This is a genomic window from Pseudomonas sp. TE3911, from assembly GCF_054062775.1.
Genome location: NZ_JBSSFP010000001.1, coordinates 3,363,813 through 3,388,677 on the forward strand (window position 1 = coordinate 3,363,813; position 24,865 = coordinate 3,388,677).

Genomic DNA, 24,865 nt, shown 5'->3' on the forward strand with positions numbered 1-24,865 from the left:
TCGCACACTGGCTTCGCAGTGCCCACATAATTTGCTGTATATCCATCCAGATAAAGGTTGATCAAATCCCTTCTTTTGCCCATTCTGCTCCCCATTCATCTGTGTAACGAATGGGCTGACCATGCGGCTGTACCTCTGTGAAAAACCCTCCCAGGCCAAGGACATCGCGGCCGTGCTCGGCGCCAGTCGCCGGGGCGACGGCTGCTGGCTGGGCAATGGGGTTACCGTCACCTGGTGCATCGGCCATCTGCTGGAAACCGCTCCGCCCGATGCCTATGACGCCAAGTACAAGCGCTGGGTACTGGCCGACCTGCCAATCGTCCCGGAAAAATGGAAGATGCTGGTCAAGCCCAAGACCGCCAGCCAGTTCAAGGCGGTCAAGCGCCTGCTGGGGGAAGCGCAGGAGTTGGTGATTGCAACCGACGCCGACCGCGAGGGCGAGATGATCGCCCGGGAGCTGGTGGAACACTGTCGTTATCGCGGGCCGATCCAGCGTTTGTGGCTGTCGGCACTGGATGACGCCTCCATTCGCAAAGCCCTGGCGGCGCTCAAGCCGGGTGCAGAGACGTTCAGCCTGTATCACTCGGCCCTGGGCCGCTCCCGCGCCGACTGGCTGATCGGTATGAACATGAGTCGCCTGTTTACGCTCCTTGGGCGTCAGTCCGGTTATCAAGGTGTGCTGCCGGTGGGTCGGGTGCAAACCCCGACTTTGCGTCTGGTGGTGGACCGCGATCGCAGCATCGCCGATTTCGTCCCCGTGGCTTATTGGGCCATCGATGTGGACCTGCGCCACGAACGCATGACCTTCACCGCCCAATGGCGGGCTGCCGAAGATGCCTGCGACGACCAAGGCCGCTGCCTGAACCCGCAACTTGCCCGAGAAGCCGCCGATGCCATGACCCGCGCCTCCAGCGCACGCCTGGTAAAACTGCGAACCGAACGCATGCGCGAAGTGGCGCCCCTGCCCTTCGACCTGGGCACCTTGCAGGAGATCTGCTCCAAGAAGCTCGGCCTCGGCGCCCAGGAAACCCTGGACATCGCCCAATCCCTCTACGAAACCCACAAAGTCATCACCTACCCGCGCAGTGATTGCGGCTACCTGCCGCTGAGCCAACACAGCGACGCACCAAAGATTCTCGCCGCACTGGGCCGTGCCGATACGGCAGTCAACGAGCTGATGCCCCATATCGACCCCCAACGCCGCTCGCGGGCCTGGAACGACGCCAAGGTCAGCGCTCACCACGGCATCATCCCCACGGGCGCTGGCAAGGACGTCGGGCAACTCACCGGTAAACATCGCGCGGTGTACACGCTGATTCGTGCGCGCTACCTGGCGCAGTTCCTGCCCAACCATGAATACGATCGCACTCAGGCGGATTTCGACTGCGCAGGTTTCGCATTGCGCGCGGTCGGCAAAGTCGTGATAGAGCCTGGCTGGAAGCGCGCCCTGCCCGAAGCGTTGGCGCCGACCAAAGGCCGTGAGACACCTGCGCCACAGGCCTTACCGACGCTGACACAGGGCCAGGACTACGCAGTGGACAAGGTCAACCTCAAGGATTTGTGGACTCAGCCGCCCAAACCCTTTACCGAAGGCGACCTGATCAAGGCAATGAAAAACGTCGCCAAACTGGTGGAAGACCCGCTCCTCAAGCAAAAACTCAAGGACACCACTGGTATCGGCACTGAAGCGACCCGCGCCGGGATTATCCAGGGTTTGCTTGATCGAGGTTACCTGGTGAAGAACGGCAAGGCGCTGTCGGCTACCCCGGCGGCGTTCAGCCTGATCGACGCAGTGCCCCGCGCCATCGCCGACCCCGGCACCACCGCAATCTGGGAACAAGCGCTGGACATGGTGCAAAGCGGCGAAATGAGCCTGGAAGAGTTCGTCGCCAAGCAGGCGGCCTGGATGAGCAAACAAGTGGCGCGATGCAATGGTATGCGCATGACCATCACCGGTCCGGCGAGCCCCGCAGGTCGAGGCACAGCCCCGTGGAAAAAGAAACGCAAAAGCGCCCCCCGCAAGACCGCTACCGGACCAAAGCGCGCCAAAAAGCCGACAACTGCGGGGTAAACCGCAAAAAAATCCGGCGAATGACGTTTTTCGACGGGTTTAACGCCGCTTTGGACCTTGCTCCCGCGCAGGCCGTCTAGGATTCTTTAGGGCACCTTGACTACCTGATAACAACACCGGAGTGGCCGCCATGAAAACTGTCGCAGAAGTACTCAAAGCCAAGGATCTTAAAAACCAGGACGTCCACACCATCCAATGGGACCACACCGTGTTTGAAGCGCTGGTGCGGATGTCGGAGAAAAACGTCGGGGCCTTGCCGGTTGTCAAGGAAGGCGTGGTGGTGGGGATCATCAGCGAGCGCGATTACGCACGTAAGCTCATTCTCAAAGGTCTATCGTCGGTAACGACGCGGGTCGATGAAGTTATGAGTTCGCCGGTGATATGCGTCGACCCTCACAAAAAGGTCGATGAGTGCATGAATATCATGACCGACAGTCACCTTCGCCACCTGCCTGTGGTCGAAGAAGGTCAGCTGTTGGGCCTGCTGTCCATCGGCGATCTGGTGAAGGAAGCCATTGCCGACCAGGCAGACCTGATTAAACAGCTGGAGCAGTACATCCGCGGCGAATAGGGAGACCCCATGCTCGACAGCCAGGAACACCAGAAAGACCATCTCGACATCCTGCACCGGGCCATGGCCGAACGGCGCTTTCTGGTGCTGACCGGTGCAGGGATCAGTACGTCATCGGGAATTCCCGATTACCGCGACAGCGAGGGCGTGCGCCGAGGCAAGGCACCGATGATGTACCAGGAATTCCTGGCCACGCCACAGGCTCGTCGCCGTTACTGGGCACGCGCGATGTTGGGGTGGCCAAGGGTACGCATTGCCACGCCGAACAAGGCGCACATGGCGCTGGCGACGCTGCAGCAACGCCAGCGCATCAGCGGGCTGATCACGCAAAACGTCGACACGCTGCATGACCAAGCCGGTAGCCACGACGTGATCGAACTGCATGGCAGCCTGCACAGGGTGCTATGCCTGGACTGTCAGCAGCGCAGTGATCGCAACGTCATCCAACGGTTGATGGAAGCCGAGAATCCCTATCTGGCGGGCGTTGATGCCGTTCAAGCGCCGGATGGCGATACCCTCCTCGACCCTGCGTTTGAAGAGCGCTTCCAAGTTCCCCGATGCCCCTATTGCCACGGTCAACGACTCAAGCCGGACGTAGTGTTTTTCGGTGAAAACGTCGCCACGGCAACGGCCGCCGCAGCGATGGCTGCGGTGGAACATGCCGAGGGGTTGCTGGTAGTGGGGTCGTCGCTGATGGCCTATTCGGCATTTCGTCTGTGCAAGGCAATGGTCGAGCAAGGCAAACCGGTGATCGCCATCAACCTGGGCAAGACCCGTGGGGATGAGTTGTTGCAGATGAAGGTCCAAGCATCGTGCGAGGTGCTGCTGCCCTTACTGGCAGAACGGCTTATCTGAAGTGTGGAACGCTCACCCCTGGATGCTCGCCACTAAAGCCTTCGGAAATCGAACCAAACCTCCAAAAAGTGACGCCCAAGTCACGTTATCCCGCATTTCCCCGTCCCCACAACGATTTATGTAGTGAATAAAAATAATCACTACATAACCGTTGACGTAACCTTTTTGTCCTTGCATTATCGAGACGTCTCCCGGATCGGGAGCGTTGGTAACAAGCGTTTTGAAAGAGCTCGTCTGACCGCCGAGCTGTTTTTTCCGGATGTGCACTGCCCACAAGGCAGATTGATGAAGCTGACCCACCCCGGAGGGATGGGTACAAGGAGCTCAAACGCTGCTTGTCTTCGTTATGAAACCATTGCGTAGCAGTTCATCAGCAAGACTACATGCATCAGGTTCAAGACCCTGCCCGTACTCGGCAGACCGTCACTGACGCCCGGTTTTCAGAACCGGAGACAACTAAGCAGTTTTAACGGAATTAACTGATAGATCGCCAACTGGTCAAGGGGCTTACACATGAATCTGAACAACCAACCAACTATCGATGAATTGGCTGAGATGTTCGCAGCGCAGAAAGACACGCTCGACGACCATATCTTGTGGATTGGCAAATCGGGCGAAGTGCAACTTGACTGCCTGGAGCCCAATACCGAAGAAGCCGAGTTTGACCGCAATAACCGTGAACTGGCAGCGCGCCTGAAGGTGTACCGCCGTGGCCAGGGTTATGTCGGCAAGAAGGCCGCGGCTGATCGCAACTTTATCGAACAGGTCTTTCATACACTCAATACCGAATGGCAGAACCTTAAAGGCCAATCGCAAGTAAAAGTGATTGATAGATACTGCTGATCACTCAGCATTAAATATTAAAGCCCGCTCGTTAGTTCGAGCGGGCTTTTTAATTGCTGCCTTATAACAACGCCGGAAACCGCCCCTTCCCCGCCTCATCCCGAAAAATATCAAACAATACTTGCGCCGCCGCCGACAGCTCATGCCCAGGCTTGGTCAGCACACCAATCGGCCGCTCAATCACCGGGCTGTTTAAGGTGATGCAATGGGCGCCAGCCTCTTCCATCTGCTGGGCACACAACGCAGGCACGGCGCTGACGCCGAGGCCATTGGCAACCATCTTGCCAACCGTTGCCAGTTGATGGCTTTCCAGCGCCACGGGCAGTTTCATCCGCAAGGCGCCCAAGTGCTCTTCCAGCATCACTCGTACCGTGGACGGTCGCTGCAACGTGATGAACGGCTGCTCCAGCAACGTCGCCCAATCGATCTCGGCACATTGCGCCAAAGGCGAATCACCCGGCACCACGGCAATAAAGCGATCCAAGTACAACGGTGTAAATGCCAAAGACGAGCCTTCCGACGGCTCAAATGCGACGCCCAGCTCCACCTGACGGTCGCGAACCATCTCCAGCACTTGCTCATTGATCAAGTCATGCACTGTCACATTCACTTGGGGGTAACGTGCACGGAATATCTTCAGGATCGGCGGCAGCAAATTGCCTGCAAACGATGGCATCGCCGCCACCGTGACCCGACCGCGTTGCAGCGTGAACCGTTGGCGCAGCTCATCTTCGGCATTGTCCCAATCCGCAATCAGCCGGCGCGCCAGGGGCAACAGGGATTCACCTTCCGGGGTCAGTGCAACGTTGCGGGTGTTACGGCTGAACAAACGGCCACCCAATCCTTCTTCCAGGCCCTTGATCGTCAGGCTCAGCGCCGATTGAGAGAGATGCAAGCGCTCGCAGGCGGCGGCAAAACTCAGGCTCTGAGCCACGGCGAGAAACGCCCGCATCTGCTTAACGGTCATGACGCTGCTCCGAGGGGGAATGAACTATGCTGTTTTTTAAATCAATCAACCTTAAAAAACAACTTAACAAATCAATCCGTCAGCGCAACACTCGGTTCACTGGCTGGACCACACACAATAAAAGAGGTGCATATGGCAGGTTTCGATAAACGCGTAGCGTCCTATGAAGAAGCGCTGGCAGGCCTGGAAGACGGCATGACCGTACTCTCCGGCGGTTTTGGCCTGTGCGGCATTCCAGAAAACCTCATCAACGAGATCAAGCGCAAAGGCACCCGCGACCTGACCGTCGTTTCCAACAACTGCGGTGTCGACGGTTTCGGCTTGGGCGTGCTGCTGGAAGAAAAGCAGATCAGCAAAGTGATCGCCTCCTACGTGGGTGAAAACGCTCTGTTCGAGAAACAACTGCTCAGCGGCGAAATTGAAGTGGTCCTCACTCCCCAGGGCACCCTCGCAGAGAAAATGCGCGCAGGCGGTGCCGGTATCCCGGCCTTCTTCACCGCCACCGGTGTTGGCACCCCCGTCGCCGAGGGCAAGGAAACCCGCGAATTCAATGGTCGTCCGTACCTGATGGAAGAATCCATCACCGGGGACTTCGCCATCGTCAAAGGCTGGAAAGCCGACCACTTCGGCAACGTCATCTATCGCCACACCGCCCAGAACTTCAACCCGCTGGCCGCCACTGCCGGCAAGATCACCGTGGTCGAAGTCGAGGAAATCGTCGAACCGGGCGAGCTGGACCCGGCGCAGATCCACACCCCTGGCATCTACGTCGACCGGATCATCTGCGGCACGTTCGAGAAGCGCATCGAACAGCGCACCGTGCGCAAATAATCTGCCTCCAGCCCTAAGAATAAGAGGAACACAACCATGGCTCTGACCCGCGAACAAATGGCCCAACGCGTCGCCCGCGAAATGCAGGACGGTTTCTACGTGAACCTCGGCATCGGCATTCCGACCCTGGTGGCCAACTACATTCCCGAAGGCATGGAAGTCATGCTGCAATCGGAAAACGGCCTGCTGGGCATGGGGCCGTTTCCTACCGAAGAAACCATCGATGCCGACATGATCAACGCCGGCAAGCAAACCGTGACCGCGCGTATCGGCGCGTCGATTTTCTCCTCTGCCGAGTCTTTCGCGATGATTCGCGGCGGCCACGTCGACCTCACCGTGCTTGGCGCGTTTGAAGTCGACGTACACGGCAACATCGCCTCGTGGATGATCCCTGGCAAATTGGTCAAAGGCATGGGCGGCGCCATGGACCTGGTGGCAGGCGCGGAAAACATCATCGTGATCATGACTCACGCGTCCAAGGACGGCGAATCCAAGTTGCTCAGCCAGTGCAGCCTGCCGCTGACCGGCGCCAACTGCATCAAGCGTGTCCTGACCGACCTGGCGTACCTGGAAATCGAAAATGGCGCTTTTGTCCTCAAGGAACGCGCACCAGGCGTCAGCGTTGAAGAGATTGTGAGCAAGACCGCCGGTAAACTGATCGTCCCGGACCACGTTCCAGAAATGCACTTCCAGTGAGGACAGATTCCATGCAAGACGTCGTGATTGTTGCTGCCACCCGCACCGCCGTGGGCAGCTTTCAAGGTTCCCTGGCCAGCATCCCGGCGCCGGAACTGGGCGCCGCCGTGATCCGTCGCCTGCTGGAGCAGACCGGCCTGGACCCGGCTCAAGTGGATGAAGTGATCCTTGGCCAGGTACTTACCGCAGGCTCAGGCCAGAACCCGGCGCGCCAGGCGTCGATCCTCGCCGGCCTGCCCCACGCCGTGCCCGCCCTGACCCTGAACAAGGTCTGCGGCTCAGGCCTCAAGGCTCTTCACCTCGGCGCCCAAGCCATCCGTTGCGGCGACGCAGACGTGATCATCGCAGGCGGCATGGAGAACATGAGCCTTGCCCCGTACGTATTGCCCGCGGCACGTACCGGTTTGCGCATGGGCCACGCCAAAATGGTCGACAGCATGATCACCGATGGCCTGTGGGATGCGTTCAACGACTACCACATGGGCATCACCGCCGAAAACCTGGTGGACAAGTACAACATCAGCCGTGAAGCCCAGGACGCGTTCGCTGCCGCATCGCAGCAAAAAGCCAGCGCGGCCATCGAAGCCGGGCGCTTTGCGGACGAAATCACACCGATCCTGATCCCCCAGCGCAAGGGCGACCCCGTGTCCTTCGCCATGGATGAACAGCCGCGCGCCGGCACCACCGCCGAATCCCTGGCCAAGCTTAAACCAGCGTTCAAGAAAGACGGCAGCGTCACGGCCGGCAACGCCTCAAGCCTCAATGACGGCGCCGCAGCGGTGCTGCTGATGAGTGCCGACAAAGCCAAGGCCCTCGGCCTGCCGGTATTGGCGCGAATTGCCAGCTACGCCAACGCCGGCGTCGACCCTGCGATCATGGGCATCGGCCCGGTCTCGGCCACCCGTCGATGCCTGGATAAAGCTGGCTGGAAACTGAGTGACCTGGACCTGATCGAAGCCAACGAAGCCTTCGCCGCTCAAGCGTTGGCAGTGGGCAAAGAGCTGGAATGGGACGCCGAAAAGGTCAACGTCAACGGCGGCGCCATTGCCATCGGACACCCCATCGGCGCTTCAGGCTGCCGCGTGCTGGTGACCCTGCTGCATGAAATGATCAAGCGCGACGCCAAGAAAGGCCTCGCAACGCTGTGCATCGGTGGCGGCCAAGGCGTAGCCCTCGCCCTCGAACGCGGCTGATAATGCAGGAGGGGGCTTGCCCCCCTCCCACATCAGATCTTCATTGGGTGTCAGACTGAGGCACCGCAAACACCGCATTCGCCCGCGCCACAACCTTCTCCCCCACCTGCAAACTCACCGTCCCAAATGCCATCTGCCGCCCACGCTTGTGATGCTCCAAGCGCACGGTAATCCACTCGCCCACCTGCACCGCCCCCAGGTAATCCACGGTCATGCTCGCAGTAATCAGCGGCAACGGCGGCTCACTGGAAAACGCCATCGCGTAGCCCATGCCGATATCCGCCAGGGTTGCCAAGACCCCGCCATGCACCGTGCCGCGCCCATTGGCGTGGCGATTGTCGGCGCGCAGGCCGACTTCCAGTTGCAGTCCCTCCCCCCGGCAATACGCAGGGCCAAGCAGGTCGAGCAATGGGCTGCTACGAGGCAGAGGGGCAAAACCTTCAGGCACGGCACGAGCAATCATGGCAGTTCTTCCTTGGCGTCAGGTTTGACATGTACGCCACGCTCCAAACGGTAGCCATCACCATCAACTGCGCAAATCTTGCGCGATGCTTTGCGTTAATCCGCCAGACCCGCTTTAATCGCCGCCAATTTCCCCGCACACCTCAAGGAACTGCAATGCGCCATCCGGACGGCAACCTTAAATCGCTTCGCGTGCCACTGTTGATCTTGCTGACCGGCCTGGCCCTAGGCGGCTGCTCGCCCAAGGATCACTCTCGCGCCACGGTGATCAACGGTGAACGAGGCAAAGCCGGTGCCCAATTGGCCTATGAGCATGAATTGACCCTGGCCCTGCCCGGCGCCCTGCTCGCGCCAAGGATGCAGGCCACCCGTGAGGCGTGTGAAACAGCGAGGTTTGGCGCGTGCAATATCCTGGGTATTACCGAAGACGGTAGCGGTGGCGAGATCATCTTGCGCATCGCACCAACGGGTGTGGAACCGATAGTCGCCATGGCGGCTGAAGGCGGCACACTTGGCCAGCGCATCACTACCGCCGAAGACCTGGCCGACGCAGTTGCCGATGTAAACCGCCGCCAAGCCCGCCTGCAGGCCCAGCAACAACGTCTCGACGAACTGGCCAAGCGCAAGGACATCACCGTTAGCGACCTGATCGCCTTGAGCAAGGAACAGGCCGGCATTGAAAACGACCTGCAGGAACTTGCCCAGATTGCCGCCGGCCAGCAACGTCGTCTCGACACCAACCGCGTCACCTTGAACTTCCGCTCATCCGATGGCGCGAACCAAGCTTCACGCTTCAGCCGGATGTTCAGCAACCTGGGGACTAATCTGGTAGAGGGCACAGCAGATGCCTTGGAACGCGCCAGCTATGTGCTGCCGTTCGTGATCCTGGCGTTCCCGGTGGTGTGGTTGTGGGTTTGGCTGTGGCGTAAGTTTGTCGTGAGGGGCAGGCGTCCTGTGGCCAGTGAGCGTCCTCTGGCCCCCTCGCCACAAAGGTGATCAGCGCTTCATACAGCGCTGAAACCGCTCATCCACCCGCTTGGCAAACCATGCCGTGGTCAGGTTGCGAGTGATCTTTGGACTCTTGAGCACGATGCCCGGCAGGATCGCCCGAGGCATCGGTTTACCAGCAGCCTTGTCAGCCAACGCAAATACACGCTTGTAAAGGGTGGTGTCCTCGAAATCCAACTGCTCGCCCTGCTCCAGTTGGCTGCGGATGCTGGGGTTACGCATGTCCAGCTTGGCGCCCAGGGAGCGCACCGCCAGTTCGGTGGTGCCCGGCAGCAGTGATCCATAGCGGATCAAGTCCCCATCCAGCGCCAACTCAGCCCCTGAAGCACGGCTGACCGCTGCCTGGAACGCCGCATTGCGGCTCGCATACCAGCCCGCGTTGAAGTCGGCAAAACGGTACAGCGGCTGGTCGTAATTCACCGGATAACCGAGCAAGTGGGCGATGCCAAAGTACATGCCGCCACGCCGAGTGAAGACCTCCCGACGAATCGTGCCGTCCACCGTGTAGGGATAACCCCGCGCCTGTTTCTGCGCAAACTCGATGCTGACCTGCATGGGACCAGCGGTGTGCACAGGGTTGAAGCCACCAAACAACGTATTGCCCAAGGGCACCATGCTGATGAAGTCGTCGAAGATGGCGCTGAGGTCTTTCTCCGTACGTGCCGCAATCAACCGGTCGGCGTAGGACTTTCCGGTGGGCGACTTCAATTGCAGCGCGCTGCGCACCACGAAGGCCGGCACATGCACTTTGCCGGCGCGGCGCAGGATTTCGTCCTGGGCGATCTTGCCCATATTGGGTACGGGTGGGTCCACCTGATAAGTGGACTCCTGCTCAGTCACCGCCAGCACAGCGCAAATATTCTCGGTGCTGGGGTAGATCTTTTGGGTGTCGAAAGCGGTGTAGATGTCTTGGGCCCAACCATTGCGATCCGCCACCTTGGCTGGAAGCAGACGCACGATCTGCGCCTTCACCTCGGCCTCGCTGCGCTCCGGTTGCTGCGGACCGCGTGAAGTGGAGCAACCGGCCAGCACCAGCAAGGGGATGAGGCACAGGATCAGGCGGCGTGGGGACATGGGGCTTCCTTGAGGACGATGGGCCAAGCGTTGCGGATATTGACCGGTAAGTCTAACGCGGGTTCGCGTCCCTGCCTGCTGTATGACCGAAGGGGGGGAAACGCCGCGGAAACTTCCCACGCAAGCGCCGGATAAGCGCTACTCCCCGCTGCGGAAAACGCCTGCAAAGTCCCTCGCCTGAATACACAGTGCGAGGGATTGCAGATGGTTTTTTTCGTTAAGGCCCCAACTGATGGGGCTGTCTTTTGATTCCCGTCATTGCCAGCTTTGTCCTGGCACCCATGGATCCCGAGGCGCCGGATGTTGAGCGCGTCTTTGGGGACTTCCGTCATTGCCTGAACACCTTTGATACCTGGGCCGAAAGCTTCTGGAGCGGTTCGGCATTGGAAGTCGAGCAGGTCTTCAAGGTGGGGGGCGAGGTGGCGCTGGTCGCGCCGGTTTCTTCCAAAGCCCCGAGCAAAACAGTTGCGATGTGCAGTGCCCAAGGCTCGTTGACCTTGGTGCATATGTTCGAAAGCACGCGCTTCGTGCCTATCGGCAATACGCCGGTGATGCTGCAAGCCATCGCGGCGGACGGCAGCCCGATGGGTCTGCCGCTGTATCGAACCATCGGCCCCAGCGGCATCCTCGAAATCACCGAGTGTGATCGCAACCAGCTCTACCAAATCACCTTCTATCCCAACGTTTCCAAGGATCACGTCAAGGCGCTGTATGCGTCTTATCAGACGGTGATTGCGGGGTTGGAGGGTCGTCTGCGGGATGAGTGGACGGAGACGTTCCAACTCCAATGGCAAGACTTTGCCAACGCCACACCCTTGGAACGCAGCGCGATGCAGGGCGTGGCGTTTTCAACCGGGATGGCCAATGCGCTCTACAACCTGTGGGACAACATCACCCAGCTCTATGACCTGCTCGCCGATCTCAAAGCGAATAGCGAGAAGCTGCTGCACTACCTCTCCCAGGCCGAGCTTGATGAGCTGCTGAAACAGGGTGCAGACGCGATTGCCAAGGGCTTGCTGGTGCTGAGCGATGAGCCACTGCTGTTCATCTATGTCTCGGCGATCGTCAGTTGGATACGTCTGCTACCGCCGCCAGACATGTATGAATTACTGGGCGAGATCACCGGTGAAGTGCTGATCAACCTGCTGCTGATGTGGGCGACGGCGGGCACAGGTGTGGCGGTACGCGTGGGTGCGCAGACGCTGAGTTCGATCAAATCCGGCCGCGCGCGGGCGTTATTGGAGTTGCTGGCCAAGCAGCTTGTGGGGCCGAAGCTGGATGCCCATGCCGAGGCGCTCAAGCCGTTGTTGTTGAGCAGTGCGGCGACGCCGATCAAGGCGGTGCCGGTTGCACCGTTGAAGGCTGGGGATCAGTTGATTTCCAACCCGGTGCCGGCGGTTCGTAACAGGAGACAGAAGACGGCGTTGGTCAGGCAGGAGCCTGTCGATGACGTGCCTGCTGTATCGACGAATCCGAAGGGCGATGCGGCGGCTTCTTCGAATAAGACGGTAACCAACGGCTGCCCCGTGTCGATGGTTACCGGGGAGGAATTGCTCACGCTCACCGATGGCACGTTGGACGGGATTTTGCCGTTCGAGTGGACGCGGTTGTATCGCACCAGTGCGGTGGAAGTGGATTGTGGGCTGGGGTTTGGATGGAGTCATTCGCTGGCGCATCGGCTTGTTGTGTCAGGCGATTCCGTGACGTGGACGGACCATGAAAACCGTTCGACCACCCTGCCCTTGCCAACGGTGGCTCGCCCCTCGATCACCAACAGCCTGGCCGAAGCAGCGATCTATTTAGGCGCGTCGCCGGATGAGTTGGTGTTGGCCCAGGCGTCGCGGTTTTATCACTTTCGCAACGGGGCGTTGGTCTCGATCAGTGATGCGTACGACAACCGGCTGCGGATTTCCCGAGACTTTTCAGGGCGCATTGAACGGCTGGATAACGGTGCGGGTTCTTCGCTGTTCTTGCGTTACGAGTCGGGCCGCATCATGGCGGTGGACTACCAGGTTCAGCGGGCCAAGGGACTTGAGCCTTACGCCTGGATCACTGAACAGAGTGTTGTTTCCTACGCCTATGACGACATTGGCCGATTGGTCTCGGCGACCAATGCGGTAGGCGAAAGCGAGGTTTACCGCTACGACGATCAGCACGTGATTCTTGAGCGCGGTCTGGCCGGTGGGGCGAGTTTCTTTTGGGCGTGGGAACGGTCCGGCAAAGCGGCGCGATGTGTCCGGCATTGGGCCAGTTTTTCGCAGATGGATACGCGGTATGTCTGGGGGGACGACGGCAGTGTTGTCGTTCACAACGCCGATGATAGCCAGGAAATTTACGTCCACGACGACCGCGCACGGCTGGTGCAGCGCATCGATCCGGACGGCGCTAAGCATTTCAAATCCTACGATGCCCAGGGTCGACTGACGGTCGAGCAGGATCCGCTCGGTGCAGTAACGGCGTATCAGTACGACGATGCCGGACGTTTGGTGGCGCTCTTTCCTGGAGACGATGAGCCAACGTCCTACGAGCATGACAATGGCTTCGTACGGGTTGTAAGGCGTGGCTCAGCGGTCTGGAAGTACGAGCGTAACGACCAGGGCGACGTTACCCGTAGGACCGATCCCGACGGCCATATCACCGACTACAGCTACAACAAATACGGGCAACTGATTGGCGTTTGGCATCCCGATCACAGTTGTCAGCGGTTGGTGTGGAATGAACGCGGCCAACGAGTTGAAGAGCAACTGCCCAATGGTGGGATCAAGCGTTATCGCTACGACGACCTGGGCCGGCAGATTGCCCGCGAGGATGAACATGGCGCGCTGACCCAGTATCAGTGGGATGCAGTCGGTCGATTGGTTCGTATTGTCCTGCCCGGCGGCGCAACGCGGGAATACAGCTACAACCCCTACGGAAAAATCACCGCCGAACGCGATGAATTGGGGCGCATTACCCGTTACGAATACGCCGACGGCCTGCACCTGATCAGCCGTCGCATCAACGCCGATGGCACTCAGGTCAACTATCGCTACGACAACGTCCGTCTACTGCTGACCGAAATTGAAAACGAAGTCGGCGAAACCTACCGGCTGGATTACCACCCCAACGGCCTGATCCAGCAGGAAGTCGGGTTTGATGGGCAACGTACCGCCTACGTCTACGACCTCAACGGCAACCTGCAGGAAAAAACCGAACACGGCGACGACGGCAGTCAGCTCGTCACGCGTTATGAACGCGATTACGCCGGACGCCTCGTAAGAAAAACGCTACCCGACGGCAGCAAGACCGATTACGCCTACGACCGCCAAGGCAATCTCCTCAGCGTCGACGACGGCCACTGGGCGCTGGCCTACGAGTACGACCAGCAAAACCGCCTCACCGCCGAGCATCAAGGCTGGGGCACCTTGCGTTATGGCTACGACGCCTGCGGCCAACTTCAACACCTGCGCCTGCCGGACAACAACCGCCTCACCTTCAACCACAGCAAAGGCGGCCACCTCGCCACCGTCGAACTCAACGGCAAAACCCTCACTTCGCACCTGTTCAAAGCCGGCCAGGAACACCAACGCCAACAAGGCCAACTGCTCAGCCACTACCACTACGACGACCAACACCGCCTGCACGCCCATGCCGTAACGCAGCAAGAACACCACCTGCTCCAACGCCAATACGACTACGACAGATCCGGCAACCTCACCCGCCTGCTCGACACCCGCAAAGGCGAACACCACTACCACTACGACCCACTAGGCCGCCTCACCCGCGCCGATCACTCCCAAGACCTACAGGAACGCTTCGGCCACAACCCGGCCGGCAACCTGCTCATGCACGACCGCCCCGGCCCCGACATCGTTGCCGGCAACCGCCTGATGATCCAAGGCGACCGGCATTACGACTACGACGCCTTCGGCAACCTCATCCGCGAACGGCGCGGCCGTGGGCACGCGCTGGTCACCGAATACCGCTACGACTGCCAACACCGGTTGATTGGCATTACCCAGCCTAACGGCCAAACCGCCAGCTACCGCTATGACCCGTTCGGGCGGCGTATCAGCAAAACCGTCGACGGTTTAACCACGGAGTTTTTCTGGCAAGGCGACAAGCTGATTGCCGAGCATCGTGCGGATAGCTACCGCAGCTACATTTACGAACCGGACAGTTTCCGCCCGTTGGCACTGCTGGAAGGCTTGGGTCCTGAGGAAACCAAGCCCTACCACTACCAACTCGACCACCTCGGCACACCGCAGGAACTGACCGATCCAAACGGCGAAATCGTCTGGTCCGCGCACTACCGCGCCTACGGCCAGATCAGCCGTCTCGACAGAGGAAAAATAGACAATCCGCTGCGCTTTCAGGGTCAATACTTTGATCAGGAAAGCGGGCTGCATTACAACCGGCATCGCTACTACAATCCGGATGTTGGTCGTTACCTGACGCCAGATCCGGTGAAGTTGGCGGGGGGGATCAACGCGTACCAGTACGTGCCTAATCCTACGGGGTGGGTGGATCCGCTGGGATTGAGCTCTTGTCCGCAAACAGGTGGATGCAAGCCCACCTTTAAAGAGAAAAACAGTCTTGATTCCGTTGGAGTTGATTCAGGTGAACCATCGACTCCGCAGCCTGAGGTTACCGCAAGACAGGGGAGAATTGAAAAGCTTACCGAGACCAATGCGAAGCGTAGAGTGTTGGAATACGAAGAAGAATACGACATGCACATGGTCGGTAAACACGGGCCAGAGGTGCAGGCCACCAAAGTAAGTCGACGATCAATAGATGGGAAGGATCCAATAACGGGTAAAGTTCCGAAAAGCAAAATGGGAGTTCCAAGCTCACAATTTAACAGCTGGAAACTCCAACTCCAGGCATGGACGAAAGCAACCTCCAGAGTTGAAAGAGGACTACCGCTTTACACCGGAGTTGACGATAAGAAAAACGATATCGTACGTTTGGAACTGCCAGGGGCAGGACGAGGCTACAGACCTAACAAGAAGGACAAAAACAACCCGAGCTTCAACCCTTCAATGAACGGCGCAGAAATGAAATTTCGTGAAGACGGCACGCCTTTTACACTATTTCCTATTAAGGAGTAACACATGCTATTCCACCCTTCTTCAGACAAAATACCTTTCGACGCGAGCCTATACTATTTTGTGGGGATTTTTGATATTTACGACCAAGAGGAAACTAAGGGAAAAGAACTCGCCCGCTACGACCCCAACAATGTTGAAGACAGGGAAAGCCTCATACTCAAATACTGCCTAGACCCGTACAACAAGCTCTCTTATCGCCACAAATACAAATTAGTGGAAAACTTATCGCTCGCTATAAATACGGAAAGCTACAACTTCCACTCATACTTTGAGGACGATCCAGAGCAGTATTCAACAATGGCTTGGGATGAAACACAGATAGATGATCCCCGGGGTTTTTTCTCAGAAATCTACCGCTTAGCCAAAGATGTATGGAAAGAAGACCTGCAAAAGGCAAGCCTTGAAGATCCATCAACCTGGTAACGACACCGCAACTCCCCCTGACAAGCCCCAATCCCTGTGGTGAACTGGCTTGCCCTGCGCTGGGCAAGCCAGTTCACTACAAAGGTTCGCTCATTAAATGAAAGTCGTGCAAGATCAAATTACCGTAATCCTACTCAACCATTTACCGCTCTCCCCCAAGGGATTAAATAATGCTGAAATGCCCATTCACGAGCATTCCTTACACTCCAAATATCGCTCACATATTAGGAGCGCTATCGATATACGATCTTGAGGACACTATTGGAAAAGAATTACGGGAATACGACCCCAACAACAAAACAGACAGAGAAACAATCATAAGCTCCTTTATTCTCAAAGAACTTATATATCTATCATATAGACATCGCTTCATATTGATATCTGCATTAAAAGAGGCAATAGAAAAACCCGACTTTGACTTCGCTAAAGAATTCGAAAGCGATCATGAAGAACATATAACTATGGCCTGGGATGAAACGGAAATAGAAAACCCCCGAGGCTTCTTCGCAGACATCTATCGTCTAGCTAATGAAATCTGGAAAGACGACCTCCAAAAAGCCAGCCTCGAAGACCCATCAACTTGGTAACAACACCGCCACTCCCACTGACAAATCGCAGTCGCTGTGGTGAGCAGGCTTGCCCTGCGCCGGGCTGCGAAGCAGCCCCCTTCAGGCAGATGCGGTGTATCAGGTGGATCGGCGATGTCAGGTTTGAGGTGTATCAACCTCGGAACATCTCGTGAGTCTATGAAGATGAAAAAAATCGGAGAGTGCTATAAAAAAGACAAATTTGAGTATGGAAAAAAAGAGAAGAAACAGCAACCCAGTTACCACCTATACGGAACACTGCCATGAAATACCACGCTAAACTTTCTATCCTGCGTAGCCTGCTATTCACCTACAACATCGAAAATCCTGACACTCCGAAAGAGAGATTTTTATCGCATCAAAAAACATAAACAACGACAAATAACTCGCCGACCTATTTAAAAAATTTCCAAACCTGAACTCATCAAACACGAAAGAGAGCAAAGAGAGTGACACACCAATATCATTCCGCACTTCTAAAACACGGACAAAAATTTTGAGTCTATATTTTATCTTTCTGCCACTTATTTTAACTATGAAACAACTGACAAAAGGCAATTTATGAAAACCCTTCTACACTGCCTTTGCAGATACAACGCCGAAGTCATAGACAATTTATTAAAAATCATTATAAAACCAATACGTCCACACACAGACTTCAAATAACGCTTATTCACCCAATTACGGAACTTAAGCGTTCACACAATGCAGTTTTTCTTACGAAGATCCAGTAATCAAAGCAGATCGAAAACTTGGGACTGCTTCACAGCACGGCGCTTGGCAAACCTGCTCATCACAAAGGCTAACTCATTAAATCAAACTCGAAAAACCAAAAAGGTGTAGGCACCAGCCTAAAAAGAGGTTCTCTGACAACCGTTCCTGGGAAAGAAATTTACCTTATCATTCGCAGAGACAAAAAGATGCCAGACGGCTACAGAATCCATACTGGATATCCAAACCCATGAATAAAGATTTCCCCGAACTACAACAATTTCTAGCTGGTTACTTTCATCAAGACTGGGTAGATGAATATAAAAATGCAGATGAAGTGATTGCGAGCTTTATATCTGAATCAGATAGAGAAACAATAACCAACGTAAAGCAAGAGCTCAATAAATTAATGTTAGCTGAACAGTCCGAACAGGAAATTCAAGATTTTCTTTTTTATGGCATAGGTTGTAACTACTATTATCCTCACGAATGGAAAAATGGGATGTTATGGCTACAACATGTCTATTTAACCTTGAGCGAAGCAAAAAGATAATCAACCGTTATTAGTAGGCATGGCGAGCGACCAATATCGCTCGCCACAGTGTTAAACGCCGCCCTCAGATCCCAGCCAACGCCAAGTCCATCGCAAAGTAAGTAAAGATCAAATCCGCACCCGCGCGCTTGATCGAACCCAACGTCTCACGCACCACCCGATCCTCATCGATCGCACCCGCCTGGGCACCAAACTTGATCATCGCGTACTCACCGCTCACCTGGTAAGCCGCCACCGGCAGACGTGAGGCTTCGCGGATGTCGCGGATGATGTCGAGGTAGGCACCGGCCGGTTTGACCATCAGAGCGTCCGCGCCTTCCTGCTCGTCGAGCAGCGATTCTCGCACGGCTTCGCGGCGGTTCATGGGATTCATCTGGTAACTCTTTCGGTCGCCTTTGAGGGCGCTGCCGCCGGCTTCGCGGAATGGGCCGTAGAGGGCCGAGGCGAATTTGGTGGAGTAGGCCATGATCGGAATATGGATGAAACCGGCGTCATCCAGCGCGCGGCGGATGGCCTGGACCTGGCCGTCCATGGCGGCCGACGGGGCGATCACGTCGGCGCCGGCGTGGGCGGCGGCTACGGCTTGTTTGCCGAGATTGACCAGGGTCGCGTCATTATCGACATGGGCGCCGTGCATCACGCCGCAGTGGCCGTGGTCGGTGTATTCGCAGAAGCAGGTGTCGGACATTACGATCATTTCCGGCACGGCGTCCTTGATGATCGAGGACATGCGCGAGACCAGACCGCGTTCTTTCCAGGTATCACTGCCGTTGGCGTCCAGGTGGTGAGACACGCCAAAGGTCATCACCGACTTGATACCGGCACGGGCATAGCGCTCGATCTCGGCAGCGAGCTTTTTCTCAGGGATGCGCTGCACACCCGGCATGCTGGTGATCGGTACGAAGTCGTCGATTTCTTCTTCAACGAAAATCGGCAGCACCAGGTCGTTGAGGGTGAACTCGGTTTCCTGGAACAAACCACGCAGCTCCGGAGAGCGGCGCAGGCGGCGTGGGCGGGCTTGGGGGAACTGGCTGGTCATGGTTTTCCTGACATAAAGGCTAAAACTTTGGGGCGAAAGCTTATGCCCCCAGGCCCCGGCAGCACAAATACCAAGGGGCCAACAGTGTATTGCGACGCTCGTAATAATGTATTGATCTAGAGCTGTAGACGCCCTTCGATGCACACCGCAACAGCGCCGCCGATCCAGATTTCATCGCCCTGGCGTTCGACGCTTATACGCCCCGCGCGCCCCATGGCTGTGCCTTGACTGACCACGTAGCGCTCCGGCGCCAGGCCTTCACCCAGCAACCATTGGGCAACGCCTGCATTCAGGCTGCCCGTGGCCGGATCCTCCGGCGCGCCGTCGCCTGCGACAAAGCCACGCACTTCAAATTGGGTATCCACGTCGTCTTGTTCAGGGTTACAGGGGGCAATCACGCCTACGGCCAGCCCTTTCAGCTGTGAATAATCCGGCTGCAACGCCAGGACTTGATCACGATCCGCCAACATCACGGCGAGCCACCCCGCCCCATTGTCGACCCACTGGCTGCGTAGGATGCAGCCCGGCTCCAGGCCCAACCCTAGGCGAATACGCTCCAGCAGGTCTTCCTCCAGCGGCCCCGAACGCAACAACGGCGGCGCGATAAACGCCAGTTCATCACCTTGACGACGGATTCGCACCAGGCCGATTTCACACTCCTGGATGATCTCTTCGCCTTTGGGCACCCCGCCCGCCGTCAACCACGCGTGGCAACTGCCCAACGTCGGATGCCCGGCAAACGGCAGCTCATGCACAGTGGTGAAAATTCTCACTCGGTAGTCAGCACGAGGATCGCGCGGTGTGAGTAAAAACGTGGTTTCACTGAGGTTGGTCCATTTAGCGAAGTCCGCCATCTGTTGATCGCTGAGGCTGTCGGCCCCCAAAACCACCGCCAGCGGGTTGCCCTTGAGCGACACGCGGCTGAACACATCCAGTTGTTTGAAATCGAAAGTCGGCATGCTTCAGCTCGGAATATTAAGGCCACGGATCACTGCCGGGCGGGCAACAAAACCATCCAGCGCGCGCAGTACGTTAGGGAAGTCGGCGATGCCCACGATATCGCCCGATTCATAAAAGCCGATCAGATTGCGAATCCATGGGAAGGTAGCAATGTCGGCGATGCTGTAGTCATCGCCCATGATCCAGGTGCGACCGAGCAGGCGTTTTTCCAGGACTTCGAGCAGGCGGCGGGATTCGGCGGCATAGCGGTCGCGGGGTCGCTTGTCTTCGTAGGCCTTGCCGGCGAATTTGTTGAAAAAACCCAACTGGCCGAACATCGGGCCGATGCCGCCCATCTGGAACATCAGCCATTGAATCGTTTCATAGCGTGTCGCAGGATCTTCGGAGAGCAACTGGCTGGTTTTTTCTGCCAGGTAAATCAATATCGCGCCGGATTCAAACAGCGCCAACGGCTGGCCAGCCGGGCCGTCGGGGTCGATGATCGCGGGGATTTTGTTATTGGGGTTCAGGGACAGGAACTCGGGGGACAACTGGTCCTGGGTCTCGAAACTGACCTTGTGCGCCTCGTAAGGCAGGCCCAGTTCTTCGAGCATGATCGAGACTTTTACCCCGTTGGGCGTGGGCAACGAGTACAGTTGCAAGCGCTCGGGGTGCTGGGCAGGCCATTTGCTATTGATTGGGAATGCGGCAAGTGGGTTCATCAGGAAATCCCTGGCTAGGCAGAAAGTCCCCATGATAGACATCTCCCCGGTGTCCTGCATGGGTCATCAATGCGCAACATTAGCGGGCTATTATCCCGCGCAGGCGAACCAATACGCCTGCCGGCACTCATAAGTGCGCTTAAACGGTGAATGGAGGCGCCTCGCTATAACGACACGGAATACCGCAGGACGCCACCGGCGTCATTGGGGCCAGGCTTGTCCGCCTTAACGTGACGCACGAAGACTCGAACCTATAATGAAGATCAAGCCTCTGCGCCTTGTGCAACGACTCAAACACTATTCGTATGTCATGTTGCCGCTGCTGCTGGTCAGCGGCGCCATGGTTGCAGCCCTCGATGCCCGTGAAAGCCGCGCCCAACCGGTGGACGGTGTGCAAACCCTGGTGTTCCTGCGCCACGGCGAAAAACCCGCCGGCGGACTCGGCCAGCTCAATTGCCAGGGCCTGAACCGCGCGATGAACCTGGCCACCCTGCTGCCGGAAAAATTCGGCAAGGCCAACTTTGTGTTTGCTGCCAACCCGACGCGCAATGTCGAGGAAGGTGAGCTGGACAATTCCTACAGCTACATCCGCCCACTGATGACCATCAGCCCCAGCGCCATCAAATTGGGCCTGCCGGTGAATATCAAATTCTCGGCGAATGACACCAGCGACCTCGCCGATGAGCTGGTCGAAGACAAATACCACAACGCCACCATCTACACCGCCTGGTCCCACGGTTACCTGCCGGAGTTGATCAATAAGGTGGCGAGTGAAGCGTCCGGCGAAAAACACACAATTACCGACGATTGGTCGGGCAGTGACTACGACACGCTGTATGTACTGACGCTGACCTGGCACAACGGCAAGGCCTCGCTGCTGAGCCGCAACTACAAGCAGGGCTTGAACGACGGCGATGAAACCTGCCCGGAACCGACACAGGTGAGTGCCGATAGCTGACAGCGTATGATGCGTCGCTATTGACTCACCGGCGGATCATCAGCATGTCTAAACTCTCCTCCACCCAGCCCGTACGGGGCTGGTCGTTCTGGTGGAAACCAGCGCTGTTCCTCTTGGTGGCCTGCATAGGCCTCTATTACGTGAAGTGGTCGCCCTACTACTTCAAGGCATTTGTAGCGGCCGACAATCACAGCATCGGCGCCTCGATTCTCAACGATCAACAAAGCTCGCCCCTGGCGGCAGCGCTGGCCTATGCCCAGGTGTATTTCCTGGCGATCTGGAAAGCCGCGGTGCTGGCGGTGATCCTTGGTTCGCTGCTGCAAGTGCTGATCCCCCGTGACTGGCTGCTGCGCCTGTTCGGCCGTGCAGGCCTCGGTTCGACCGTGCGCGGCGGGTTATTCGCCTTGCCGGGGATGATGTGCAGTTGCTGCGCGGCGCCGGTGGCGGCGGGCATGCGGCGCCAGCAGGTGTCGGTGGGCGCGGCGCTCGCTTTCTGGATTGCTAACCCGGTGCTCAATCCTGCCACCCTGGTGTTCATGGGCTTTGTGCTCGGCTGGGGATTTACCGCGTTGCGGTTGGTGGCGGGAATTGTGCTGGTGGTGGGCGTGTCGTTGGTGGCGCAGCGCATTGCTCGCCCGGACCAGATGCCTGAAGCGGCGTTGGACGCTGTCGCCGACGTCAGCACCATCGAGGCGCAACCTTTCCTGAGCCGCTGGTTGCGCACCCTGTGGCAGCTGTTCTGGAACACAATCCCCATCTACATCCTGGCGGTGCTGATCCTGGGTGCTGCGCGGGTATGGCTGTTCCCCCATGTGGACGGCGCCATGGCCAACAGCCTGGTATGGCTGGTGCCGCTGGCGATTGTCGGCACGTTGTTTGTGATTCCTACAGCGGCTGAAATCCCCATCGTACAAACCATGATGGCCCTGGGCATGGGCACCGGCCCGGCCGTGGCCTTGCTGATGACCCTGCCGAGCGTAAGCCTCCCGTCGCTGTTGATGCTGCGTAAGGATTTCGATGCGCGGGTGCTGGTGACGGTGGCCGGGTTGACCATGCTGGTGGGAGTGGTGTGTGGGCTGATCGGGGCGGTCATTCTTTAGTTATGTGGTTAGGCTGATGGCGGTTGCGCGAGCGAGCCCCACGCTCGCGCAAGTATTCCACCACCGCTGCCTGCTCCCCGGCAAACTCGATCCGTGCACCTTTCTTCTCACGTTGAAACGCGTACATAGGGTCGTAGTACTCACGCAACCCCACGATCCAACCCCGATGCAAGTCCACGCTACCGCTGCGGGCCTGTTCAGCCAGGGCCGCTTGCATCAGCGCGTGCAAACGCTGATAGCGCTCGCCCCCCAGACGCTTGTGGATATTGGCCAGGCTCTGGGTCAGCCGCTCGGCAAACCGCTCGAAACCCGCTTCGCCAAACGCTACGGCGAACTGCGCACACAGATCGGTCACGTACTCGCGTAATACCCGCTCTACACGGTTTTCCAGGCTTTCTTCCAGCCACACCATTGGATACACCTGCATGCCCCGGTGCAGGTTCAGCGGCAAGGCGCAGCTGCCGATCATGCGGCTTTCGTCCTCAAGCACAAACTGTTCGATGCCACGTGCGCGTTTTTTCAGAACGTCCACTGCCAGGCGGTTTTCGAAGTCGATGTTGGACGGCTGGCCGGTGGCGCGCTTGCCGAAGCTGGAACCACGGTGATTGGCGTGGCCTTCCAGGTCCAGGCCATTGTTCAACTGATTGATGACCTCGGTCTTTCCGCTGCCGGTCAGGCCGCCCAACAGCACGAAATCACACTGTTCGACCGCCTGGTCCACGGTCTCCAACAGAAACGTGCGCATGGCCTTGTAGCCACCGCCGATCCGCGGATAGTCGATACCCGACTCGTCCTTGAGCACCTGTTTCACCAATTGCGAACGCAGGCCGCCACGGAAGCAATACAGGTAACCGTCCGGGTTGGCCTGGGCAAACTCGGTCCAACGTGCCAGGCGCTCTTCAAGCACCTTGCCGCTGACCAACTGGTGCCCAAGGACGATTGCCGCCTGCTGCCCTTGCTGCTTATAGCAAGTGCCGACGCGCTGGCGCTCGTCATCGTTCATCAGCGGCAGGTTGACCACGCCGGGGAACGCGCCCTTGATGAACTCCACCGGCGCGCGGGTATCCATCATCGGCCGGTCGTTGAGGAAAATGTCGCGGTAATCGGTGATGTCAGTTGCCATCAAAACACCTCTACCGCGTTGGTCTGTCGCTCTACCAGTGCGCCGATCGGCTCCAGGCTCAGGCCCAGTTCCTTCGCCACCGCGTGGAACTCGGCATCACCTTCGAGGGTGACGGCGATCAACAGCCCGCCACTGGTCTGCGGGTCGCATAGCACGCGTTTGTGCAACTCCTGCACGCGCCCGAGTTTGCTGGCGTAGCTGTCAAAGTTGCGCAAGGTGCCTCCGGGCACGCAACCCTGGTCCAGGTAGTACTCGACCCCGGGCAGGCGTGGGACTTTTTCATATTCGATGCGTGCAGTCAGGCCACTGCCGTCAGCCATTTCCACCAGATGGCCCAACAGGCCGAAACCGGTGACGTCGGTCATGGCTGTCACGCAGGCCAGCTTGCCGAAACGGCTACCGGGCTTGTTGAGGGTGCACATCCAGTCGCGGGCCAGGCCGATGTCAGCCTCGCGCAGCTTGCCCTTCTTTTCGGCAGTGGTGAGGATGCCGATGCCTAACGGCTTGGTCAGGTACAGCTGGCAGCCAGCAGTGGCGGTGTCGTTGCGCTTCATATGGCGCTTTTGCACGATGCCGGTCACGGCCAGGCCGAAGATCGGCTCCGGCGCGTCGATGGAGTGGCCGCCTGCCAGGGGGATACCGGCGGCGTCGCACACCGAACGGCCACCGCGAATCACTTCCCGGGCAATCTCCGGCGCCAGCACGTTAACCGGCCAGCCGAGAATGGCGATGGCCATCAACGGGTCGCCGCCCATGGCGTAGATGTCGCTAATAGCATTGGTGGCGGCTATGCGGCCGAAGTCGAAGGGATCATCGACAATCGGCATGAAAAAGTCCGTGGTGGAGACCACACCGCGCTCGTCGTCGATGGCATACACCGCCGCATCGTCCCGCGAGGCATTGCCGACCCACAGGTTGGGGTCGAGGTTCTGTGCGCCGCTGCCGGCAAGGATAACCTCCAATACCTGGGGCGAGATCTTGCAACCGCAACCCGCGCCGTGACTGTACTGGGTAAGGCGAATCGGCTGGTTCATGGTGGACCTCAAAGT

The 24,865-nt window shown here is 58.0% G+C and carries 22 protein-coding genes; 14 read left to right on the forward strand and 8 right to left on the reverse strand.

Translation table 11 applies throughout. The features are described 5' to 3' along the window. Nucleotides 1-121: 121 nt before the first annotated feature. The 4 genes from ACVWXD_RS15100 (at nucleotide 122) to ACVWXD_RS15115 (ending at nucleotide 4,340) form a co-directional block, all read left to right on the forward strand. On the forward strand, nucleotides 122-2,071 hold the full coding sequence (locus tag ACVWXD_RS15100) for a DNA topoisomerase III (RefSeq protein ID WP_457371150.1): 1,950 nt from the start codon (nucleotides 122-124) through the stop codon (nucleotides 2,069-2,071). A gap of 130 nt (nucleotides 2,072-2,201) precedes the next feature. Then, nucleotides 2,202-2,642: a CBS domain-containing protein gene (locus ACVWXD_RS15105; protein ID WP_032886648.1), complete on the forward strand. Its 441-nt coding sequence runs from the start codon at nucleotides 2,202-2,204 to the stop codon at nucleotides 2,640-2,642. 9 nt (nucleotides 2,643-2,651) lie between these two features. Beyond that, nucleotides 2,652-3,497, forward strand: coding sequence for an NAD-dependent protein deacetylase (locus ACVWXD_RS15110; RefSeq protein WP_457371151.1), 846 nt, complete (start codon nucleotides 2,652-2,654; stop codon nucleotides 3,495-3,497). 513 nt (nucleotides 3,498-4,010) lie between these two features. After that, nucleotides 4,011-4,340 (forward strand): hypothetical protein, encoded by a 330-nt coding sequence (locus ACVWXD_RS15115; protein WP_032886651.1) that lies wholly within the window; start codon nucleotides 4,011-4,013, stop codon nucleotides 4,338-4,340. A gap of 61 nt (nucleotides 4,341-4,401) precedes the next feature. On the opposite strand, the gene ACVWXD_RS15120 is transcribed toward ACVWXD_RS15115, so the two are convergent. Further along, nucleotides 4,402-5,307, reverse strand: a complete 906-nt coding sequence (locus ACVWXD_RS15120; RefSeq protein WP_457371152.1) for a LysR substrate-binding domain-containing protein — start codon at nucleotides 5,305-5,307, stop codon at nucleotides 4,402-4,404. Nucleotides 5,308-5,439: 132 nt separating this feature from the next. Here ACVWXD_RS15120 and ACVWXD_RS15125 point away from each other — a divergent pair, with 132 nt between their 5' ends. The 3 genes from ACVWXD_RS15125 to ACVWXD_RS15135 are packed head-to-tail and all read left to right on the forward strand — an operon-like array spanning nucleotide 5,440 to nucleotide 8,027. Then, nucleotides 5,440-6,138, forward strand: coding sequence for a CoA transferase subunit A (locus ACVWXD_RS15125; RefSeq protein WP_032886653.1), 699 nt, complete (start codon nucleotides 5,440-5,442; stop codon nucleotides 6,136-6,138). A 36-nt stretch (nucleotides 6,139-6,174) separates the two neighbouring features. Next, the gene (locus tag ACVWXD_RS15130) at nucleotides 6,175-6,834 is read left to right on the forward strand and encodes a CoA transferase subunit B (RefSeq protein ID WP_032886654.1); all 660 of its coding nucleotides are present in this window, start codon (nucleotides 6,175-6,177) and stop codon (nucleotides 6,832-6,834) included. A gap of 11 nt (nucleotides 6,835-6,845) precedes the next feature. After that, a complete protein-coding gene (locus tag ACVWXD_RS15135; protein ID WP_457371153.1) occupies nucleotides 6,846-8,027 on the forward strand; it encodes an acetyl-CoA C-acetyltransferase in 1,182 nt (393 codons plus the stop codon). A gap of 40 nt (nucleotides 8,028-8,067) precedes the next feature. On the opposite strand, the gene ACVWXD_RS15140 is transcribed toward ACVWXD_RS15135, so the two are convergent. After that, nucleotides 8,068-8,490 (reverse strand): PaaI family thioesterase, encoded by a 423-nt coding sequence (locus ACVWXD_RS15140; RefSeq protein ID WP_032886656.1) that lies wholly within the window; start codon nucleotides 8,488-8,490, stop codon nucleotides 8,068-8,070. Nucleotides 8,491-8,645: 155 nt separating this feature from the next. Between ACVWXD_RS15140 and ACVWXD_RS15145 the strand changes: the two genes are divergently transcribed. Further along, nucleotides 8,646-9,485 (forward strand): DUF4349 domain-containing protein, encoded by an 840-nt coding sequence (locus ACVWXD_RS15145; protein WP_457371154.1) that lies wholly within the window; start codon nucleotides 8,646-8,648, stop codon nucleotides 9,483-9,485. On the opposite strand, the gene ACVWXD_RS15150 is transcribed toward ACVWXD_RS15145, so the two are convergent. Next, nucleotides 9,486-10,571, reverse strand: a complete 1,086-nt coding sequence (locus ACVWXD_RS15150) for a DUF1615 domain-containing protein (RefSeq protein ID WP_260366432.1) — start codon at nucleotides 10,569-10,571, stop codon at nucleotides 9,486-9,488. Between the two features lie 245 nt (nucleotides 10,572-10,816). On the opposite strand from ACVWXD_RS15150, the gene ACVWXD_RS15155 reads away from it, so the two are divergent. The 4 genes from ACVWXD_RS15155 (at nucleotide 10,817) to ACVWXD_RS15170 (ending at nucleotide 17,935) form a co-directional block, all read left to right on the forward strand. Next, nucleotides 10,817-15,661, forward strand: a complete 4,845-nt coding sequence (locus ACVWXD_RS15155) for an RHS repeat-associated core domain-containing protein (protein ID WP_457371155.1) — start codon at nucleotides 10,817-10,819, stop codon at nucleotides 15,659-15,661. Between the two features lie 3 nt (nucleotides 15,662-15,664). Continuing rightward, nucleotides 15,665-16,084, forward strand: coding sequence for a hypothetical protein (locus ACVWXD_RS15160; protein WP_457371156.1), 420 nt, complete (start codon nucleotides 15,665-15,667; stop codon nucleotides 16,082-16,084). A gap of 170 nt (nucleotides 16,085-16,254) precedes the next feature. After that, the gene (locus ACVWXD_RS15165; protein ID WP_457371157.1) at nucleotides 16,255-16,671 is read left to right on the forward strand and encodes a hypothetical protein; all 417 of its coding nucleotides are present in this window, start codon (nucleotides 16,255-16,257) and stop codon (nucleotides 16,669-16,671) included. Between the two features lie 961 nt (nucleotides 16,672-17,632). Beyond that, nucleotides 17,633-17,935, forward strand: a complete 303-nt coding sequence (locus ACVWXD_RS15170) for a contact-dependent growth inhibition system immunity protein (protein WP_095186449.1) — start codon at nucleotides 17,633-17,635, stop codon at nucleotides 17,933-17,935. 64 nt (nucleotides 17,936-17,999) lie between these two features. Here the strand turns inward: ACVWXD_RS15170 and hemB are convergent, their stop codons facing one another. From hemB to ACVWXD_RS15185, 3 genes are all read right to left on the reverse strand, one after another. Then, nucleotides 18,000-18,974 carry a porphobilinogen synthase gene (gene hemB, locus ACVWXD_RS15175; protein WP_457371158.1) on the reverse strand — a complete coding sequence of 325 codons (975 nt, stop codon included), beginning with the start codon at nucleotides 18,972-18,974 and terminating at the stop codon, nucleotides 18,000-18,002. A gap of 116 nt (nucleotides 18,975-19,090) precedes the next feature. Next, on the reverse strand, nucleotides 19,091-19,933 hold the full coding sequence (locus ACVWXD_RS15180) for a PhzF family phenazine biosynthesis protein (protein ID WP_095186451.1): 843 nt from the start codon (nucleotides 19,931-19,933) through the stop codon (nucleotides 19,091-19,093). 3 nt (nucleotides 19,934-19,936) lie between these two features. Continuing rightward, on the reverse strand, nucleotides 19,937-20,635 hold the full coding sequence (locus ACVWXD_RS15185) for a glutathione S-transferase N-terminal domain-containing protein (protein WP_032886667.1): 699 nt from the start codon (nucleotides 20,633-20,635) through the stop codon (nucleotides 19,937-19,939). A 256-nt stretch (nucleotides 20,636-20,891) separates the two neighbouring features. On the opposite strand from ACVWXD_RS15185, the gene ACVWXD_RS15190 reads away from it, so the two are divergent. Next, entirely contained in the window at nucleotides 20,892-21,593 is a 702-nt protein-coding gene (locus tag ACVWXD_RS15190; protein WP_032886668.1) for a hypothetical protein, read from the forward strand. A 44-nt stretch (nucleotides 21,594-21,637) separates the two neighbouring features. Next, nucleotides 21,638-22,693 carry a permease gene (locus ACVWXD_RS15195; RefSeq protein WP_032886670.1) on the forward strand — a complete coding sequence of 352 codons (1,056 nt, stop codon included), beginning with the start codon at nucleotides 21,638-21,640 and terminating at the stop codon, nucleotides 22,691-22,693. Here ACVWXD_RS15195 and mnmH read toward each other — a convergent pair. Continuing rightward, nucleotides 22,683-23,816: a tRNA 2-selenouridine(34) synthase MnmH gene (mnmH, locus tag ACVWXD_RS15200; protein WP_095186452.1), complete on the reverse strand. Its 1,134-nt coding sequence runs from the start codon at nucleotides 23,814-23,816 to the stop codon at nucleotides 22,683-22,685. The two genes, ACVWXD_RS15195 and mnmH, sit on opposite strands and share 11 nt — an antisense overlap. Next, complete coding sequence (selD, locus tag ACVWXD_RS15205) at nucleotides 23,816-24,850, reverse strand: selenide, water dikinase SelD (RefSeq protein WP_457371159.1); 1,035 nt, start codon at nucleotides 24,848-24,850, stop codon at nucleotides 23,816-23,818. The genes mnmH and selD overlap by 1 nt, the downstream gene beginning before the upstream one ends. Nucleotides 24,851-24,865 lie beyond the last annotated feature (15 nt).